17 protein-coding genes and 1 other RNA gene are annotated in these 17,408 nt (G+C 65.8%); 9 read left to right on the top strand and 9 right to left on the bottom strand.

The window, feature by feature from the left end:
• Window positions 1-5 precede the first annotated feature (5 nt).
• A complete protein-coding gene (locus ABQU90_RS03390) occupies window positions 6-713 on the bottom strand; it encodes a DUF998 domain-containing protein (RefSeq protein ID WP_323521977.1) in 708 nt (235 codons plus the stop codon).
• Between the two features lie 261 nt (window positions 714-974).
• Here ABQU90_RS03390 and mprF point away from each other — a divergent pair, with 261 nt between their 5' ends.
• Entirely contained in the window at window positions 975-3,539 is a 2,565-nt protein-coding gene (gene mprF, locus ABQU90_RS03385; RefSeq protein ID WP_323521976.1) for a bifunctional lysylphosphatidylglycerol flippase/synthetase MprF, read from the top strand.
• A gap of 266 nt (window positions 3,540-3,805) precedes the next feature.
• Here the strand turns inward: mprF and ABQU90_RS03380 are convergent, their stop codons facing one another.
• From ABQU90_RS03380 to ABQU90_RS03350, 7 genes are all read right to left on the bottom strand, one after another.
• Window positions 3,806-5,179: a virulence factor gene (locus ABQU90_RS03380; RefSeq protein ID WP_115561676.1), complete on the bottom strand. Its 1,374-nt coding sequence runs from the start codon at window positions 5,177-5,179 to the stop codon at window positions 3,806-3,808.
• A 69-nt stretch (window positions 5,180-5,248) separates the two neighbouring features.
• Window positions 5,249-5,431, bottom strand: coding sequence for an oxidoreductase-like domain-containing protein (locus ABQU90_RS03375; protein WP_115512170.1), 183 nt, complete (start codon window positions 5,429-5,431; stop codon window positions 5,249-5,251).
• A gap of 64 nt (window positions 5,432-5,495) precedes the next feature.
• Window positions 5,496-6,101 carry an HD domain-containing protein gene (locus ABQU90_RS03370; RefSeq protein ID WP_055845253.1) on the bottom strand — a complete coding sequence of 202 codons (606 nt, stop codon included), beginning with the start codon at window positions 6,099-6,101 and terminating at the stop codon, window positions 5,496-5,498.
• 47 nt (window positions 6,102-6,148) lie between these two features.
• Window positions 6,149-6,751: a 2'-5' RNA ligase family protein gene (locus tag ABQU90_RS03365; protein WP_323521974.1), complete on the bottom strand. Its 603-nt coding sequence runs from the start codon at window positions 6,749-6,751 to the stop codon at window positions 6,149-6,151.
• Window positions 6,752-7,029: 278 nt separating this feature from the next.
• Entirely contained in the window at window positions 7,030-7,485 is a 456-nt protein-coding gene (locus ABQU90_RS03360; protein ID WP_055845257.1) for a PA2169 family four-helix-bundle protein, read from the bottom strand.
• A gap of 213 nt (window positions 7,486-7,698) precedes the next feature.
• Window positions 7,699-7,875 carry a hypothetical protein gene (locus ABQU90_RS03355; protein ID WP_115514409.1) on the bottom strand — a complete coding sequence of 59 codons (177 nt, stop codon included), beginning with the start codon at window positions 7,873-7,875 and terminating at the stop codon, window positions 7,699-7,701.
• A gap of 269 nt (window positions 7,876-8,144) precedes the next feature.
• Window positions 8,145-9,353 (bottom strand): MFS transporter, encoded by a 1,209-nt coding sequence (locus tag ABQU90_RS03350; RefSeq protein WP_323521972.1) that lies wholly within the window; start codon window positions 9,351-9,353, stop codon window positions 8,145-8,147.
• A gap of 244 nt (window positions 9,354-9,597) precedes the next feature.
• Here ABQU90_RS03350 and ABQU90_RS03345 point away from each other — a divergent pair, with 244 nt between their 5' ends.
• From ABQU90_RS03345 to ABQU90_RS03335, 3 genes are all read left to right on the top strand, one after another.
• Complete coding sequence (locus ABQU90_RS03345; RefSeq protein ID WP_323521970.1) at window positions 9,598-10,692, top strand: alkene reductase; 1,095 nt, start codon at window positions 9,598-9,600, stop codon at window positions 10,690-10,692.
• A gap of 234 nt (window positions 10,693-10,926) precedes the next feature.
• Window positions 10,927-11,976 (top strand): L,D-transpeptidase, encoded by a 1,050-nt coding sequence (locus ABQU90_RS03340; protein ID WP_323521968.1) that lies wholly within the window; start codon window positions 10,927-10,929, stop codon window positions 11,974-11,976.
• A 174-nt stretch (window positions 11,977-12,150) separates the two neighbouring features.
• Complete coding sequence (locus ABQU90_RS03335; RefSeq protein WP_323521966.1) at window positions 12,151-12,951, top strand: hypothetical protein; 801 nt, start codon at window positions 12,151-12,153, stop codon at window positions 12,949-12,951.
• 115 nt (window positions 12,952-13,066) lie between these two features.
• Here the strand turns inward: ABQU90_RS03335 and ABQU90_RS03330 are convergent, their stop codons facing one another.
• Window positions 13,067-13,402 carry a zinc ribbon domain-containing protein YjdM gene (locus tag ABQU90_RS03330; RefSeq protein ID WP_311239362.1) on the bottom strand — a complete coding sequence of 112 codons (336 nt, stop codon included), beginning with the start codon at window positions 13,400-13,402 and terminating at the stop codon, window positions 13,067-13,069.
• 114 nt (window positions 13,403-13,516) lie between these two features.
• On the opposite strand from ABQU90_RS03330, the gene ABQU90_RS03325 reads away from it, so the two are divergent.
• From ABQU90_RS03325 to ABQU90_RS03305, 5 genes are all read left to right on the top strand, one after another.
• Window positions 13,517-14,563, top strand: a complete 1,047-nt coding sequence (locus ABQU90_RS03325; RefSeq protein ID WP_407078736.1) for a cation diffusion facilitator family transporter — start codon at window positions 13,517-13,519, stop codon at window positions 14,561-14,563.
• Window positions 14,564-14,729: 166 nt separating this feature from the next.
• A non-coding RNA gene (locus tag ABQU90_RS03320) (sX9 sRNA) lies at window positions 14,730-14,806 on the top strand.
• Between the two features lie 245 nt (window positions 14,807-15,051).
• Complete coding sequence (locus tag ABQU90_RS03315; protein ID WP_055845266.1) at window positions 15,052-15,525, top strand: FKBP-type peptidyl-prolyl cis-trans isomerase; 474 nt, start codon at window positions 15,052-15,054, stop codon at window positions 15,523-15,525.
• A 123-nt stretch (window positions 15,526-15,648) separates the two neighbouring features.
• Window positions 15,649-17,025 (top strand): Hsp70 family protein, encoded by a 1,377-nt coding sequence (locus ABQU90_RS03310; protein ID WP_115561669.1) that lies wholly within the window; start codon window positions 15,649-15,651, stop codon window positions 17,023-17,025.
• A gap of 188 nt (window positions 17,026-17,213) precedes the next feature.
• Window positions 17,214-17,399 carry a hypothetical protein gene (locus ABQU90_RS03305; RefSeq protein ID WP_010366034.1) on the top strand — a complete coding sequence of 62 codons (186 nt, stop codon included), beginning with the start codon at window positions 17,214-17,216 and terminating at the stop codon, window positions 17,397-17,399.
• The last annotated feature ends 9 nt before the right edge of the window (window positions 17,400-17,408 follow it).

Raw genomic sequence — 17,408 nt, 5'->3', positions numbered from 1 at the left:
ACTTCCTACGGTTGATTGACCCGGCCATTGTCACGCGAATGCGCGATGCGTGCAGCACTGCCCCGTACGGTGCGCGTCAGCCACAGCCCCACCCGCACCATCCAGACCACGATCAGCACGATGGCGATCTTCTGGCTGATCCCCAGCGGTGCACTGGTAACCGTGACGTGGAACAGCAAGGCCGCAAATGCCGCCCAACCGAGCACGCATGCGCTGAAAACATGTGCGCGCCACGCGCGATCGCGGCGGAAGTACCACGACTGCAGCAACACCGCTGCGATCACGCACAGAAACGTGGCATCGGCCGACAGCACATGCACCAGCTTTGCCGCGTTCGGCGCCAGCACCGGCATCCAGCTGTCGCCGATGGAGACCGCACACAAGCCCAGCGCTGCCAGCCAGAACAATCCCAGCACCGTGCGGCTGCGTGCCGTCGGTGCCAGCGCCGCATACAGACCAGCGGCCAGCCATGCCATCGCCGCAGCCAACAGGCAGTAGGCGGTGCGCAGCAGCAGACCGTAGGCGCCATGCAGATAGGCGCTGAGTTGCGCATCGATCCACCACAGATCGCCACGCAGCCATTGCAACGCGAATACCAGGCCGATAAAGGCCATGCCGGCAACTGCCGCCACCCCACCGGCATGCCCGCTCCAGCGTGGCGCGCGTCCCGGCAGGGTCTGCGCAACATGCGTGCGAAAGTCGGTCGTGCGCATCAGCAGCCTGTCTGCCTTGCAACGGTGACGCCGTCCATCGGGTTCGCCTGCGGCACGCATATGCGTCTTTGCCCTATGATGCGCGCGGCCGTCCCGGACCGACACGTGTCGGCTCTTACGAGCCTGCGTTCACCCCCGTTTCGGCACATCGCGATCACGCTGCATGCTTCTTCAACCCGCCTGGCACATGCAGATCTTTGCGCACGCGGCACGTATCGTGCATGCGTCCTTCTTCCCTCTTATGCAGATCCCGTTGCCCTCATGACGGATACCCCCGTGTCTTCCGAAGCGTCTGCCAGCGGTTGGCGTCGCGCCCTGCCGGTCATCATCAGCCTGGCGATCCTGGCGATGGCGCTGCACGCGCTGTCCTCACAGTTCACCGACCATGGGTACCGCCAGATCCGCCAGGCGTTCCGGGCGTTGGGGGCGGGGCAGATCGCACTGACCTTGCTGCTCGGGTTGAGCAGCTACGCCTGCCTGGTGGGCTTCGACTGGGTCGGGCTCAAGCGCACCGGTAAGCGGCTGCATCCGGCGCGGGTGGGCATCACCGCCTTCATGGCGCATGCGGTCGGCCAGACCCTGGGCTTTGCCGCGCTGACCGGGGGCGCGGTGCGCTTGCGCGGCTACGGCAGCGTCGGGCTGACCCTGGCCGAGATCGGCCAGGTGGTGCTGATGAGCACGCTGGGCTTCATCTTCGGTGCCTGGGTGCTGCTCGGGCTTGCCCTGATGCTGGAACCGGAAGCGGCCGCACGTGCCCTGCCGATCGCTGCCCAAGGCATCCGCATTGCCGGCATCGCCTTGCTGGTCGGCTATGTGGCGATGCTGGTATTGGTCGGCAAACAGGGCCGCGAATTCGGCATCCGCAGCCATCGCTTCTGGCTGCCCGACCGCACCACCGTGCTCGGCGTCACCGCTCTCAGCCTGGTCGAGTTGGGCCTGGCTGCAGCGGCGTTCTACGTGCTGCTGCCGCCGGACCCGGGCACCGGCTACTTCGGTTTTATCGGCATCTGGCTGGTGGCAGTGGTGGCCGGCCTGATCTCCACCGTACCTGCCGGGCTGGGCGTGTTCGAGTGGAGCCTGCTCAAGCTGCTGCCGCATGTAACGCCTGCCGCCGTGCTGGCCGCGGCGCTGGCGTATCGCGTCACCTATTACATCGTGCCGTTGCTGATTTCAGTGGCGATGGCGGCTGCCTCCGGGCTGGGGGCACCGGTCCGCGCCAGCGCCAGCACCGCACGCACGGTGTGGAAGGCGCTGCGCCCGTGGCTGCCGCAGATTCTGGCGTTGGCGGTGTTTGCGGTGGGCGCGGCGCTGGTCATCGACGGCACCCTGCCAACGCCCCGCGCGCGGCAGCAGGTCGCGCCGCTGCCACTGATCGAAACCTCGCATCTGCTGGTCAGCCTGGGCGGCATGCTGCTGCTGTTGATCGGCCAGGGCCTGCAGCGCCGCAGCCATGCGGCCTGGATGCTGGCGCTGGGCGTGTGCGTGCTGCTGCCGCCACTGTCGCTGCTGCGCGGCAGCCATATCTCGGTGTCGTTGTCGGCGGCGCTGGCAGCAGTCGCGCTGTGGGCCGCGCGGCGCGAGTTCTACCGCCAGGGGGCGCTGCTGGACGAAGCTTGGTCATGGCGCTGGTTGAGCAATCTGGGCCTGGTGCTGGTGGCCACCTTCTGGCTGCTGTTCTTCGTCTACAGCCATGTCGAATACAGCAACGACCTGTGGTGGCAATTCGCCACCTCGGCCAATGCGCCGCGTGCGCTGCGCGCGGCGTTGATTCTATGCGTGGGCGTGATCGTGTTCGGCATGGCGCGGCTGCTGCGTGGCGGGCGCCGACCGATGCCGGCCGCCGATGCGCAAACCCTGCAGACGCTGTCCCCGATTCTGGAGATCAGTACCGATACCCAGGCCTGCCTGGCGTTGACCGGCGACAAGGCGTTTCTGTTCGATGCGCAGGGCCGTGGCTTTGTGATGATGCAGCGCTACGGCGGCTCGCTGATTTCGATGGGCGACCCGGTCGGCCCGCCGGAGGTGGCACGCGCACTGATCTGGCGCTTCCGCGAGGAGGCCGACCACATGGGCCTGCGCCCGGTGTTCTACCAGGTCGGCGAAAAATACTGGCAGACGTATCTGGACATGGGCCTGACCCTGGTCAAGCTTGGCGAAGAAGCGATCGTGCCGCTGGAGGGCTTCACCCTGGAAGGCCGCGACCGCGCCGATCTGCGCCAGGCCTGGAACCGCGGCAAGCGTGGCGGCCTGACCTTTCGCATGCTGCAACCCGAGCAGGTGGACGCGGTGTTGCCGCGCCTGGCCGAGGTGTCCGAACAGTGGCTGGAAGAAAAATCCGGCGAAGAAAAAGGCTTCTCGCTCGGCAGCTTCGATGCGGAGTATCTGCGCCGTTTCCCGGTGGCAGTGGCCGAGGCAGAAGGGCAGATCGTGGCCTTCGCCAATGTGTGGTGGGCACCGGCCGGCGGCGAGCTGTCGGTGGACCTGATGCGGCATAGCGCCGAGGCACCCAAGGGCACGATGGATTTCCTGTTCATCGAGCTGTTCCTGTGGGGCCAGGCCAATGGCTATACGCGGTTCTCGCTGGGCATGGCGCCGTTGTCGGGGTTGGCCGAACACCGCCTCGCTGGTCGCTGGAACCGCTTCGCCAGCCTGGTCGCACGCCATGGCGAGCGCTTTTACGGCTTCAGCGGGCTGCGTCGGTTCAAGTCGAAGTTCGCCCCGACCTGGCGCCCACGCTACCTGGTCGCACCCGGCGGCATGCATCTGCCCGCCGCGCTGCTGGACGTGACCCGGCTGATCTCGGTGGACCCCGGCCGGCAGGAGTAAGGCCGCTGACGCACCTGTGCCCTCTTCGGCGCAGGTGGGTTCATCGCTCGCACAATGTGGTTGCACGGCTTGGAGCGGCTGGCAGCACGTAGCGAACCGCCGTCGGGTTGGCGCACGCAGAACCAGCGCGTGCGGCTGGCACCTGTCATACCGAAGACCGGCCCCGCCCGCCTGGCGGTGAGCGCAGGCGTGTTGTCAGCCGCTCTTGATTGCGTGCTTGCCGCAGCGACGGATCAGCAGGGGGCATCCTCGCGACGCCCCGCACTTCAGGGTTTGGACAGGCCGTGCATCTGCTCCATGATCACCTTGGCCAGGGTGGCGTAGTCGCCCTTGAAGTGGTGATCGCCAGGCAGCGCCACGCGCTTGGCGGCCTGCGCAGGCAGGCTCGGGCACAACGCATCGTCGTCGTCCTGGCCGTAGATGCACACCGTGGTGCCGGCCGGCAGACGCTGTACTTCCGGCGCGATCGGCAGGCCTTCGTCGTCCGAGCCCAGCCAGTTGCTGACATGGAATTCGTAGTCGGCCAGCTTGCCCACCGACAACAGCGCGGTCATGCGGATGTTCTGCTTGGTCTCAGTCGGCAGCTTGTTGATCGCCGCCGGCAACACATCCGCGCCTTGCGAGAAGCCGATCAGCACCACGCGCTTGCGCTGCCAGCGCTGCGCATAGACGCGCGCAATGCGGTCCAGGTCGGTGGCGAAGCCTTGCGGCGTGCGCTCGGTCCAGAAGTAGCGCAGCGAATCCAGCCCGACCACCGGGATGCCTTGCGCGGCAAGCGCGTCGGCCACTTCTTCGTCCAGCCCGGCCCAACCGCCATCGCCGGACACGAAAATCACGAACGTATCGTCGTCGCTATCGCCGTCGGGTTTGGCCGGCAACTCGACCACCGGCAGGTCGGTCAGACCGCCCGGTGGCGGTGGCAGGGCCACCCCCTTCTGTTCGCCCAGCGAACGGGCGGCGGCGCGCAAGCCAGGCACGATGTCGCCCTGCGCAGACCGCTTGAAGGTGCGGGCCTGCGGAATCTGTTTGAGAAAGGCGTCTTCGGCTGCCGCAGGGCAGCGCTTGTCCTGGCTGCCGGCCAGCACCCAGGGAATCTGTAGCGTCACCGGAACCAGACTATTGCTGCCCGGGCGCACACCCGGCTGACAGATCGCCTGATCGGACACCGTGGCCGGGCACAGGCCGTCGGTGAGCACGCCAGCCAGCACATGCGGCTTGGCCTGCGCACCGATGGCGTAGGCCAGCGCCGCACCTTCGCCATCGCCCACCAGCAACGGCAGCCGATACGTGGGGATGTGATAGAAGGCCTGCAGATAGCGCGAGAAATTCTCCACATCGCCTACCGAAAACGTGCACGTGCCGCCGGCCTTGCGCAGGACCGCGTACAGATGCGCGGTATCGACCACCGCTACCATCGCGCCATCGTCGCGCAGGGCTTGCGCCTGAGCCTGACGCGTGCCGGCATTGCCCGCGCCCGCCAGCCAGATCACCACCCGCTGCGGCTCGCCCTTGGGCATCAACACCGGGATCTGTTCAAAACGCCCGTGGCTGACCGGTTCCGGAGCCTGTGCGGCGGCCACTCCCGACAGCGTCAACACCGCCGCGCCGCAGAGCGCGCTCCATCGTTCAAGTCGTCGCATGTCGCACCATCGGGAAAAGTGATCCAAAGATAATCGTTCCGGCAGTCGCCGCGAAGCGCGACGTTTCGCTCATCGCGCCTGTGCCGCCTGACGTTCCTCCCAGGCGGCCAGGGCCTGGCGGTAACGTGTCAGTTCCTCGGCATACAGATCGTGCACGCACAACGGGCAGCCGCTCTCGCAACACTCGTTGGGCGCGGGTGCCTGCGGCGCTTGCGGACGTGGATCGGAGGCGGAACTGGCGCTGTCGTGCATGCGGCCATTGTAGCGTGCGCATCCGCAGCATCTGGTTGACGCGGCGCGCGGCAGAAGCGCCGGCTCAGCGGCCCAGCCGGCGACGCAGGTTGTCGCGCGCTGCCGAATCGATGCGTGCGTGAAAATACGCGCTGAGAAAGATGCGCGGCCGCTTGAGCAGCCCGGCCAGGAAGCGGCGGCGATTGAGCCGGAACAGCAACGCGGGGACATGGCCGCGGTATTCCTCTGCGATCGCCCGGTCGTAGGCATCGAAAATGGCGGCGGGCGCGGCCAGAATTGCCATGTCGCAATCGAGGAACAGCGCCGCCTCCTCGTCCACATCCTGGGGTTGCAGTTGCCCATGGCGCGCGGTGAGCAGGATCAGCGCCTGCACGCGTTGCAGATCCACCTCGGCCTGCGGCCACCAGCGCGGGATGCAGTCCATGGCCCACTGCGCAGATTCGGCTTCGTTATCGCTGCGCCCGGGCTGATAGATCGCATCGTGGAACAGTACCGCCAGCCAGACCTCCACCGGCTGCTGCCACCCCGGCCCGGCAGCCACCTCGGCATAGTGCTGCAGCAGTGCGCGCACATGGCCGAAGTGATGGTAAGCGCGCGGCGGCGTGGCATAGGCCTGCTCCAACGCGGCCAGATGGTCGGCATGCAACGGCAGGGGTGTGGTGGCATCCATGCGCGCAGGCTACCGCGTGTGCGCGCGTCTGCACACACCGTTGCGGCTCAACGGAGCGGCCAGCGGCCTTCGATCTGGTAACGCGACTGGCCCAAAAAGCTGCGCACCAACGCAAAGTCGCGCACCGTCCAGGCAAGCGCATCGCAGCGCCGTTGCGGCAACGTCTGGTTGCAATACAGCAGCGTCATATGCGGCGTGTACTGCGCATCGCCGGCGATGCCCACATGCGCCAGCTGACGGCCAAGCGCCCCTTGCAACGCATACAGTCCGCGCACGCGCTCTTCGCCACGCAGCACGCACGGCAGTTGCGAGCGTCGCCCGCCGAAGGTGACGACGCGATCGAACTCGACGTCGAAGGCTTCCATCGCCACACGCTCGGCCGCTTGACTGGCACGGCTCACCAACGAAGGCGGCAGCCCACCGGCGTAATCGCCCAGATGGTGCAAGGTCACATGCAGCCGCTCGCGCCCCAGCGGTTTGCCATCCACCTGACCGCTCTGCAGCAGCCCCTCGGCGATGCCCGCCGCGTGCACGGCGGTGGCCGCATCGGCCATCACCGCAAAAAACAGCCGCTCGGTGGTCTTCTCTTCCCCCAGGCCCAGCGACAACTGCGCCTCGGCCGATGACAGATATAGAAACTGCTGCTTCATGGGTAATTCCACGACCGCCTGCGCGGGCCTGGCTGAAGAAGGGCGGCGGATACTAGCAGACCTGATGCGTGTGCGAATACGCCGCGCAACCCCGCGCCCACGTGGAACACTTCGTCAGCGTGGAACGGGACTGCCGCCGTGGTGATTTGTTCGCCAGCTGGCGCGCGGCATGCTGCACGCACAAAAAGAAACGGGCAGCTTGCGCTACCCGTTTCCCGCCTGTATCGATTTACTCCGAGAGCTGCATCAGTGCAAATGCACTTCGGTCTTGCGACGCCTTACGCGGCGTTTTTCATCGCATGCTTGCGGTTGCGCATCACGTCGTGACATGCACGCACCTCCGGCAACAGACGCAGTGCAGCATCGCGTGCGGCAGCCGGCGTGTCGGCATCGGCGATGGTTTCATCGAAGGCCTTCAGTAGGCGATCTTCGGATTCTTCCAGCTCGGCCACGTAGCCGTACTTTGTATCGCCCAACGTTGCGCGCACCTTGCCGTAGAACTGCTGCATGCTGCCGACCATGGTGCCGTGCTTTTCCGGCGTGCCGCCGGCCGATGCGACCACGCTGCTTAGGCTGCTGACGATGTCGGTCTTGACCCCGGCAATGCGGCGGAACAACGTCGCCAGCTCTACATCGCCCACTTTGGCAGCGGCTTCGTCGTAGAAGTCCTTGCCGTCGCGGGAGATGGCGATGAGGTCGTTGAGGCTATGCTCGGTCTTGCTCTGAATGCTCATGTGTCGCTCCTTGTTGGATGCACCAGCGTCGCGAGGGATGCAATGCGCTGGCTTTCGGGGAGAAGCGCAATCGATGGTTTGATTGCGATGCCGTGACCTTGTGTACGGCTGCATCCTGGCGGCGCGACCATAATCGGCATGTGAGCGATACGGGCATCGTCCTCACGCCATCGTGCGGCCGATGAATTGCGATTCATCGTTGGCAACGACGCATCAAGATCCCTTCGGCTGGCGACTCGCCCACATGTTGTCGACCAGATTCGGATAGGGGCGCCCGGCCTCTTCTGCACGCTGCTTCGCGGCGGCCTTCTGTGCGTCGGTCAACGGTGTGGAGGCGGCCTTTCGCTTGGGATTGGGACGCTTCCACGGCGGTGGAGTGAAGTCGGTCATGGCGCTGTTCGGTCCGGTTGCAGTGCGGGCAGTCTCGACGCGCGGCCGTGAGTTGTTTGTGGATGCGATGCTCGCACGCAGTCGCCACTTGCATCTGCAGCGAACGCGAGCGCAGTGTGTCGCTGCTCAACCACTCGTGCTGTCAGCGAGCACGCGCCGTGCACGTCACAGATGCAGGGATGGCACGTAAATCACCAGGATCTACAAAGCGCTGCGATCGGCGGCGCAGCGCACGCCCATCAGCGCACGCAGCTAAGTCGGTCAGCCACTCAGCCGTTGGTCGCAACACTGTGCTGACGTTGCTCTTGCCACACCGCCAGCGCGTAGACCAGCAACCCGCCGAGTGCGGTGGCTGCACCCACATACCCGGTAGAGGTCCAGCCCCAGCCTGCGGTGATCGCCATGCCGCCCAGCCAGGGGCCCAAGGCATTTGCGGTATTGAAGGCGGCGTGGTTGGACGCTGCGGCCAGCGTCTGCGCTTCGGCTGCCACGTCCATCAGGCGGGTCTGCAACGCCGGCGCCAGAGCGCCCATCGTGCCGACCGCCACAATGGAAACGAACACCCACAGGCCCGAATGCGCAGCCAGCGGGAAGGTCAGCATCACTACGATCGACCACACCAACAGCACCGGCACCGCGCGGAATTGCATGCGGTCGAACAACCATCCGCCAAGGATGCTGCCGAGCACGCCACCGACGCCGAATGCGGCCATCGCCAACGGAATGCGCGCAGGCGCTACGCCAGTGACCGCGGTCAGGGTCGGCGCCAGATAACTGAAAACGCAGAACATCCCGGAAAACCCCACAGCGCCGATCGCCAACGCCAACCACACCTGCGGCTGGTTGAACGCACGCAACTCGCGCAATGGCTGCTGACGTGGCTCGTCCGGCGCAGGCGGCAACAATGCAGCCACCGCCGCGACCGTGCCTAGCGCAATCACCGACACCGACGCATACGCCCAGCGCCAGCTCACGATCTGCCCCAGCCAGGTCGCCAGCGGGTTACCCACCAGCAAGGCAACGCTCAAGCCCAGCAGCACGCGCCCCACCGCAGTGGCACGTTGATTGGGCGGGCTGATCGAAGCGGCAACCAACGAAGCGACGCCAAAATATGCGCCGTGCGGCAGCCCGGCGATGAAGCGACACAACAACATCGTGTGGTAGCTCGGCGCCAACGCACTGGCAAGGTTGCCCAGCGCGTAGAACACCATCAGCAGCAACAACAAGGTGCGACGCGGCCAGCGCGCGCCCAGGATCGCCAGCAACGGCGCGCCGACCACCACACCCAGCGCATACGCACTGATGACATGGCCCACCTGCGGCTCGCTGATCTGCAGGCCCTGCGCGATCTGCGTCATCAGGCCCATTGTGGAAAACTCGCTGATGCCGATCGCAAAACCGCCCATCGCCAGCGCAAGCAGGATCAGCACGTAATCGCGCCGTGGCACGCGCGGCGTTGAGAGATCGATATCGGACATGCCCGACTCCAGGATGACGGGGCGGCTTATTATTGTGCAATGCAGCAATTAGCGAAAGGCGTGTTCTTGCAGCGATTCAGCGCCAACCCTCAGCACATCACGGTTCGCCGCGCGTTGGCGCACTGGAGACGCAGTGTCCTACTGGCATCGCTCGAATCTGCTTGGGTCCGCCACCATCGCTGTGGAGCACCGCGATCGGCGTGGTGCCGCGCCTGGCGCGCGATCCAACTCGAACTGGTTGCTGATGTCCAAATCCACTGAATCTCCGTTGTTCTCCCCGGTGCGCCTGGGCGCATTGGATCTTGCCAACCGCGTGATCATGGCGCCGCTGACGCGCAACCGCGCCGGCGCCGGCCAGGTGCCCTCGCCGCTCGCCGCCGAGTATTACGGCCAGCGCGCCACCGCCGGCCTGATCGTTGCAGAAGGCACGCAGATCAGTCCGCTCGGCCAGGGGTATCTGGACACCCCCGGCATCTACACCCAGGCGCAGGTCGAAGGCTGGCGCGTAGTCACCGACGAAGTGCATCGCCGTGGCGGCAAGATCGTGCTGCAGCTATGGCATGTCGGCCGCGTCTCGCACACCAGCGTCTTGCCCCCTGGCGAAGTGCCGGTTGCGCCCAGCGCCATTCGCGCCGAAGGCAAGACCTACACCAAGAGCGGCTTTGAAGATATATCCGAGCCGCGCGCCCTGGCACTGGATGAAATTCCCGCACTGATCGAGGATTACCGTCTCGCTGCGCGCAACGCGATCGATGCCGGTTTCGATGGCGTGGAGGTGCATGCCGCCAACGGCTATCTGCTCGACCAGTTCCTGCGCGATGGCTCCAACAAGCGCACCGACGCCTACGGCGGCGACATCGAAAACCGCACACGCCTGCTGAGCGAAGTGGTGCAGGCCATCGCCGACGAGATCGGTGCCGAGCGTACCGGGGTGCGGTTGTCGCCGGTGACCCCGGTGTACGGCGCACACGACTCCGATCCGCAGCCGTTGTTCGAACGTGCGGTCGAGCGGCTCAACCTGATCGGCGGGCTGGCCTTCGTGCACGTGATCGAAGGCGCCACCGGTGGCGCGCGCGACAACATCGCCTTCGACTACGCTGCATTGCGTACCAAGTTCGATGGTGCATGGATTGCCAACAACGGGTACGACCGTGGCATGTCCGAACACGCCATCAGCAGCGGCTACGCCGATGCGATCGCTTACGGCCGCCCCTTCATTGCCAACCCGGATCTGGTGCGTCGCCTACACGAGAAAGCACCGCTGGCAGCCGTCGACCAGGCCACCCTGTACGGTGGCGGTGCCAAGGGTTATACGGATTACCCCGCACTGGCGGACTGATTCCGACCACAGCTCGCCCGATCACCGCTGCAACGAAGCGGCGGTGATCGGGCAGCGAATGCATCGCGCGTACAACGCGCGACGCCGTGCAGCGCGGCGACCGCAGACAAGCCCGGTTGATCAGCCTGCGTGCAAGGCCACCCTTCGCGTGTCGCGCCGACACCACAGCGTCGCTACATGACGCGCCCGTTGCATCCGGATAGCATCCAGCCAGCCCTTGCTGCTGGAATTCCAATGCGCTGCTTTCTCTCGTTTGCCCTGTGCTGCACGTTGCTGATCGGCGGGCAAGCGCTTGCCGTGCCGTTCTGGGGCGCGCGCCAGTCCAGCCCTGCCGATACCCTGCCCACGCAACTCAAGCCGGGCGAATGGATCTGGGGTGGCGTCAGCAAAGGCTGGGGGCCGATGGCGGTGATTGTCAGCCTGACCGAACAACGCGCCTATGCATATCGCAACGGCATCCTGATCGGCGTGTCCACCATCAGCTCCGGCAAGCCCGGGCACGAAACGCCGACCGGTGTGTTCACCATCCTGCAGAAGGACAAGGACCATCGCTCCAACATCTACAACGCCGCCCCCATGCCGTATCAGCAGCGGCTGACCTGGGACGGCGTCGCCCTGCACGCCGGCGGCCTGCCCGGCTATCCGGAGTCGCACGGTTGCGTACATCTGCCGTCCGAATTTGCGCGACTGCTGTTCGACAATTCCAACATGGGCATGGTGGTGGTGGTCGCGCAGGCCGGCATCAGTGCCGACGATGTGGTGCATCCGCGCGCGCTCAGCCCGATCGATCCCACCACCGGCGCCGAGCGCGCCCTGCTGCCGCTACCCAACGGCCAGGCATTTGCCTGGCAGCCGGATCTGGCGCCGGCCGGCCCGATCTCGATGCTGATCAGCAGTACCGACCAGCAACTGGTGGTCTACCGCAACGGTGTGGAAATCGGGCGCGCGCAAGTCGCCTTGCACGCAGAGCCCGGCGCCGCACCGCTGGGCACGCAGGCTTTCATCGTCGGCCAGGGCTTTTTGCCGGGCGACCTCCCCGGGCTGCCTGGTCAGCGCATGCCCAACTGGATGCGGATCGGCATTCCCGGCAGTACCGCCGCGGCAGGGCAGGCGCTGGACGCCAGCACCGTCGCGCGCCTGCAGGTGCCGCCCGCATTTCTGGCCGGGCTGCTGCCGCTGCTGACCCCTGGCGTGGTGTTGGTCGCCACCGACCAGCGCATCCTGCCCGAGACCACCGGCGCCAAGCTGCAGGTGCTGGATTCGGATCCGCCTGAAACACCATGAGCGCGCTATCAGCACTCTGCCTGGACAGGCAGGCACCTGCGGCGTTAGCTGCGTACTGCATGCCGGCATCCTCAGCGCGCGGCGTGTCCTTTCGACTGGGTGCTCCTTCGCTGCCGATGCGCGATTGTCAGCACAGCGCTGCTGGCACATGATGCGGTTACCTCATTGCCAAGGATGTGCGTGATGCGCCTGCTCGCTGCGGTTCTGTTCGGCATCAACGTGATGGCATGCACCATGGCCGATGCATCGGCACAAGCCACGCGTCCTGCGCCGCCAAGCGCGGACTGCCTGGATGCGCGCCAGGTGACGGAATTGCATCAGGCCGATGCGCGTACGCTTGCTGTAGCACAACACGACGGACGCCTGTTCCGCCTGCAGTTGGCGCAGGACTGCCCACAGCTCGCCGCGCAGGCAGATGCCAATCTGCTCGCGCCGCACGGTTGGGTCTGCAATGGCGCGCAGGCGTATGTCAGCGCCGGGCAGCAACGGTGCGCCATCAGCCAGGTCACCACGCTCAGCGCGCGCGACTACGCCGGCATTGCCCGGCAGCGCGACCGCGACGGTGTGCCCACACTGGAAGGCGTCAGCGTGCGCGAAGCACGTCGTCGCAACTTCGCCGGCTCGTCCAGCTACTGCTTCAATCCCAGCATGCTGCGCGCATGGTCGGAAGACGCGCAGGGCCTGGTGGTGGAAGTGTCGCCACGCCATCCCGGCACGCATCGCCATTATCGCGTCGAGTTGATGGACAGCTGCCGCGAACTCAGCGGCGCACCGCCGATCCGCTTCGTGTCCGGCATGGGCTTGAATGCGATCTGCGGCAATCCCGGCGACAAGGTCGATGTACTCGACGAAATCGGCCTTGCCGGCGCAGGCGTCGGGACGGGCCAGCAAGGCGACCTGAGCACCATGCGCGGCGGGCAGTTTGCGCGGATGCGCCAGAGCTGCATGGTGGCGGCGGTGTATCCGCGCGATTGATGGCGCCTACAAGACAGACGCTGCACTGCGCTGCGGGAGCGCGCGCGGTGCAGCTCTGCTGCACGCATCGCGCACAAGCGCATTCCTGCGCGGGCGACTTACCCGCGAGTGACGCTCACGCCTTGCGCAAGAAGCAGGTCTTCAGCACCAGCCCCTTGATCTTTTCCGAGTTGCCTTCGATATGTTCGGCATCGTCTTCGACCAGGCGGATATTGCGGATCACCGTGCCCTGCTTGAGCGGAATCGACGCGCCCTTGACCTTGAGATCCTTGATCACCGTCACCGTGTCGCCAGCCTGCAACACGTTGCCGTTGCTGTCGCGCACGACCGTCGCGCTCGCGGTGGCCTCGCCTGCAGTCCATTCGAAACCGCACTCCGCGCAGATCGACAACGCGCCGTCGGCATAGGTGTTGTCCTGGCCGCATTGCGGGCAGGCGGGAACGGTAGACATGCAATTCCTTGATCGAAACGGGCGTGGATTGTAGCTCCCCGGCGCTGCGATCACGCACCCGGCACGGCCACGGCGCGATAGTGCAGCGCTTATCGAATACCCCGCAGGTCGCACGTGTCCAACCCGCCAGTGCCCCCCACATCGAGCGCCGCACACGCTGGCAACGCCGAGGGCGGACCCAGCGATGCCGGATCCAGCGGCCCTGCAAAACCCAAGGGCTCGCACCTGGTGGTTTACGTCGCGCTGGCCGGCAATCTGGCCATCGCAGTGGCCAAATTCATTGCTGCAGGCATTTCCGGCAGCTCGGCCATGCTCAGCGAAGGTGTGCATTCGCTGGTGGACACCGTTAACGAGGTACTGCTGCTGTACGGCTTGCGTCGTGCCGCGCAAGCACCCACGCCGACACACCCATTCGGTTACGGGCGCGAGCTGTACTTCTGGAGTTTCATCGTCGCGCTGTTGGTGTTTGCGATGGGCGCCGGCGTCTCGCTCTACGAAGGCATCGTGCATCTGCGTCATCCAGAGCCGGCCAAGAGCCATCTTGTCGCCTACTGCGTGCTCGGTGTCTCGATCGTGTTCGAAGGCATCTCCTGGGTGGTGGCACTGCGCGAATTTCGTGCCAAAAAGGGCCGCATGGGCTACTTCGAGGCGTTTCGCCAGAGCAAGGATCCCAGCACCTTTACTGTCTTGCTGGAAGACAGCGCCGCGTTGATCGGCCTGTTCATGGCACTGCTTGGCCTGGCCGGCGCACAGTTGTTCGACATGCCCGAGCTCGACGGCATCGCATCGATCGGCATTGCCGGTGTGCTCGCTTTCACCGCGTTCCTGCTGGCGCGCGAAACCAAGGGCTTGCTGATTGGCGAACCCGCGCATGCGCATGTCACCGAGTCGCTGCTCCGCATTGCCGCCAGCGACCCGGATGTGCGCGCCGCCAACGGCGTGCTGACCATGCAGATGGGCCCGAACCAGGTGGTTGCCGCGCTCAGCGCCGAGTTCGAAGACAGCCGCACCACGCCGCAGATCGAGGCCTGCGTCGGGCGCATCGAAGCGGCAGCCAAGCGCCAGCATCCCGAGCTCACCGCGTTGTTCATCAAACCGCAGACACCGGAAACCTGGCGCGCGCGCCGCGCACAGATCGAGCGTGGTGCGCAGACGGAGTGAATGCGCACACAGTCGGCTAATGTAGCTGCGCTGCGCGCTCGATGTGCGCGTTTTAGCGCCATGCGTGCTGTACCGTGACGCAGCGAACCGGCGGCAAACGCATTAGAACAGCCAACAAAACCACTGTATTCACCGCCAGGCGAGCACGGCGGGTGCTCGGTGCGACATGGACCACGCGTGCACTCCGGTGTTGAGCACGCCGTCCACACCTCTCTGACGACTGCTCGCTATGTGTTGCTAGCCGCTCTTGCTACACGGGCCGTGTAGCGAGCCGAACCGCACGACCGTCACACACAAGCCTGCGTGGTACCGCATTGGCTTGCAGCAGCGTCGTGCCAGGCAGTGCACCAAGCTGATCCTCGCCCAAACCGCAACGCCTGCTGCGGTTGCATGATCCACTGCGATTGCCTACGGTGTGCAGGCAGCATCTCTTCGCATCGTGAATCAGCCGATGCACTCCCCTCGATCACCCGTCATGGAGGTTTCCAATGGAAATCAGCCAAGGTCGCGTTGCGACCATTCACTACACGCTGTCCGATGACAGCGGCCTGGTACTGGACCGCTCCACCCCGGACACCCCGCTGAGTTATTTGCACGGTGCCGGCAACATCGTTCCCGGCCTGGAGCAGGCACTGGACGGCAAGCGCATCGGCGACACGCTCACTGCCGATGTTGCGCCCGAACAAGGCTATGGCCCACGTCACGAACAGCTGATCCAGCACGTGCCGCGCGATGCCTTCCCCACCGATGTTGACGTCGTGCCCGGCGTGCAGTTCGAAGCCCGCACCCAGCAGGGCCCGGTCCTGGTGACCGTGACCGACGTTGGCCCGGAGCAGGTGACTGTGGACGGCAATCACCCGCTGGCCGGGCAGACCCTGCACTTCGCAGTCGAAGTGGTTGAAGTGCGCGAAGCCACTACCGATGAATTGAACCAGGGCCACGTCGACGACATCGCGGCCTGATGCAAGATGCCGCGTGCCGCCCGGCACGCGGCACATCGGCCCGGGCGCAATGCCTGCGCGCCGGTCTGGACGGTGGACGCGGCAGCCGTAGTAAAGTGCGCGGCCCGCTCTCAGGCACTCTGCATGAAACTCGGCATCGACTTCGGTACTAGCAACTCCGCCGCCGCGGCGATCGTCGACGGGCAGGTGCAACCGGTGCGCTTCGGTGAGGCCTTGCAGTTCCGCACCACGGTGTATTTCCCCGACACCATGCGCGATCCGGAGAATTTCAGCCTCACGCCCGCGCTGGAATACGAGATGGAGCGCTTGATCGACTCCGCCCGCCGCGATGCGACTGCCGCCGGCCGTACCCCAAATCAGGACAGCCTGCGCCGCGAGGCGTTGCGCATCGTGCGCCGGCAATGGATGGAAGAGCAGGTGCGCGAGCCGCGCAGCTCGGCGGCGCTGCTGCAGAACGCGGTGTACGGCGACGATGCGCTGGATGCCTACTTCCTCGAAGGCGAAGGCAATCTGGTGCAAAGCCCCAAGTCGATGCTGGGCTACAACCTGCACCCGCGCGCGCGTCAGACCATCACCGGCATCGCCACGCACGTGCTGGAACATATCCGTCTCACCGCCTCGCGCCAGTTCGATCTCAACATCCGCAACGCCGTACTCGGCCGTCCGGTGCAATTTCGCAGTTCGATCGGCGAAGCCGGCAATGCACAGGCGCTGGAGATTTTGCAGACCGCCGCCATCGCCGCCGGTTTCGACAGTGTGGAGTTTCTCGAAGAACCCGCAGCGGCCGCGATGCACTATCACGTCAGCCACGACACCCGGCACGACACGGTGGTGGTGGACATCGGCGGCGGCACCACCGACATCGCGCATGCCAGCGTCGGCGGCAGTGCCCCGCCGCAGGTGCACCGCGCCTGGGGCATTCCGCGCGGCGGTACCGATATCGATCTGGCGCTCAGTCTCGCCGCCTACATGCCGCTGTTCGGCCGCGGCATCACCCGCGTGCCGGCGCACCACTATGTGGAAGCGGCGATGGTGCAGGACATGACCCGTCAACGCGAATTCCGCCTGCACAAATACCAGGACGTGCCTGCCCCGTTCGACAAGCGCCTGCAGGCATTGCAGGACACCGGCAATACCGCGCGCCTGTATCGCGGCGTGGAAGCCTGCAAGATCGCGCTCAGCGAGCTCGACCAGCACCAGGCATCGCTGGAATTCATCGAACGCGGGCTGGGCGTGGACGTGCAGGCCAGCGCACTGGTGGCGTCCGCTTCCAGCTATCTGCGCGAGCTGGAAGGTTTGCTTGCGCAGGTGCGAGCCGACATGGCCGCAGCGCCGGCCACCCTGTTCCTGACGGGCGGCATGTCGCGCGCCGGCTATATCCGCGACACCGTGGCGGCGGCCTTTCCGGAATCGCGCATGGTGCATGGCGATCCCTCGTTCGGCGTGGTGCAGGGCCTGGCTTGGGCGGCGGCTCAGGGCGCCCGCCCGTCGGACGGTTAACACAAATCGGCGCTCAGCGCCTATAATGCGCGGTTGCTGCCTGACGCTCAGCCGTCTCGCCTGCAAGGCACGCCCGTCGTGCCGCCGCGATTGCGCACCGAACGCGATCGCACTTCTCGACACCGCTTTCGCGCGCACCACCCTCGCCGCACGCGGTGTCATTGCACTTCCCCGCTACAGGAGGCCACATGGCACGTCCCGCGACCAAGCAGAAATCCCAGCCCAGCATCGCTCGCAGCGAAGGCAAGTCGCAGCCGCTCAGTCGTGAGCGCATCGCTGCCGACATCGCCGCGTTCCGCAAGACCGGCGGCCGGATCGAAGTGCTCACCACCAACTTCGGCCCCGCCCGCAACGACGGCGACAAGATCGCTTAAGTAGCGAGC

The organism is Xanthomonas sp. WHRI 10207 (genome assembly GCF_040202975.1).
Lineage (GTDB): Bacteria > Pseudomonadota > Gammaproteobacteria > Xanthomonadales > Xanthomonadaceae > Xanthomonas.
This window is presented reverse-complemented; position numbering and strand designations above follow the sequence as displayed.

What these genes read in the sequence shown, in the direction of transcription:
- ABQU90_RS03390 (WP_323521977.1), bottom strand. Translation starts at nt 713, where the DNA reads ATGCGCACGACCGACTTTCGCACGCATGTTGCGCAGACCCTGCCGGGA.
- mprF (WP_323521976.1), top strand. Translation starts at nt 975, where the DNA reads ATGACGGATACCCCCGTGTCTTCCGAAGCGTCTGCCAGCGGTTGGCGT.
- ABQU90_RS03380 (WP_115561676.1), bottom strand. Translation starts at nt 5,179, where the DNA reads ATGCGACGACTTGAACGATGGAGCGCGCTCTGCGGCGCGGCGGTGTTG.
- ABQU90_RS03375 (WP_115512170.1), bottom strand. Translation starts at nt 5,431, where the DNA reads ATGCACGACAGCGCCAGTTCCGCCTCCGATCCACGTCCGCAAGCGCCG.
- ABQU90_RS03370 (WP_055845253.1), bottom strand. Translation starts at nt 6,101, where the DNA reads ATGGATGCCACCACACCCCTGCCGTTGCATGCCGACCATCTGGCCGCG.
- ABQU90_RS03365 (WP_323521974.1), bottom strand. Translation starts at nt 6,751, where the DNA reads ATGAAGCAGCAGTTTCTATATCTGTCATCGGCCGAGGCGCAGTTGTCG.
- ABQU90_RS03360 (WP_055845257.1), bottom strand. Translation starts at nt 7,485, where the DNA reads ATGAGCATTCAGAGCAAGACCGAGCATAGCCTCAACGACCTCATCGCC.
- ABQU90_RS03355 (WP_115514409.1), bottom strand. Translation starts at nt 7,875, where the DNA reads ATGACCGACTTCACTCCACCGCCGTGGAAGCGTCCCAATCCCAAGCGA.
- ABQU90_RS03350 (WP_323521972.1), bottom strand. Translation starts at nt 9,353, where the DNA reads ATGTCCGATATCGATCTCTCAACGCCGCGCGTGCCACGGCGCGATTAC.
- ABQU90_RS03345 (WP_323521970.1), top strand. Translation starts at nt 9,598, where the DNA reads ATGTCCAAATCCACTGAATCTCCGTTGTTCTCCCCGGTGCGCCTGGGC.
- ABQU90_RS03340 (WP_323521968.1), top strand. Translation starts at nt 10,927, where the DNA reads ATGCGCTGCTTTCTCTCGTTTGCCCTGTGCTGCACGTTGCTGATCGGC.
- ABQU90_RS03335 (WP_323521966.1), top strand. Translation starts at nt 12,151, where the DNA reads ATGTGCGTGATGCGCCTGCTCGCTGCGGTTCTGTTCGGCATCAACGTG.
- ABQU90_RS03330 (WP_311239362.1), bottom strand. Translation starts at nt 13,402, where the DNA reads ATGTCTACCGTTCCCGCCTGCCCGCAATGCGGCCAGGACAACACCTAT.
- ABQU90_RS03315 (WP_055845266.1), top strand. Translation starts at nt 15,052, where the DNA reads ATGGAAATCAGCCAAGGTCGCGTTGCGACCATTCACTACACGCTGTCC.
- ABQU90_RS03310 (WP_115561669.1), top strand. Translation starts at nt 15,649, where the DNA reads ATGAAACTCGGCATCGACTTCGGTACTAGCAACTCCGCCGCCGCGGCG.
- ABQU90_RS03305 (WP_010366034.1), top strand. Translation starts at nt 17,214, where the DNA reads ATGGCACGTCCCGCGACCAAGCAGAAATCCCAGCCCAGCATCGCTCGC.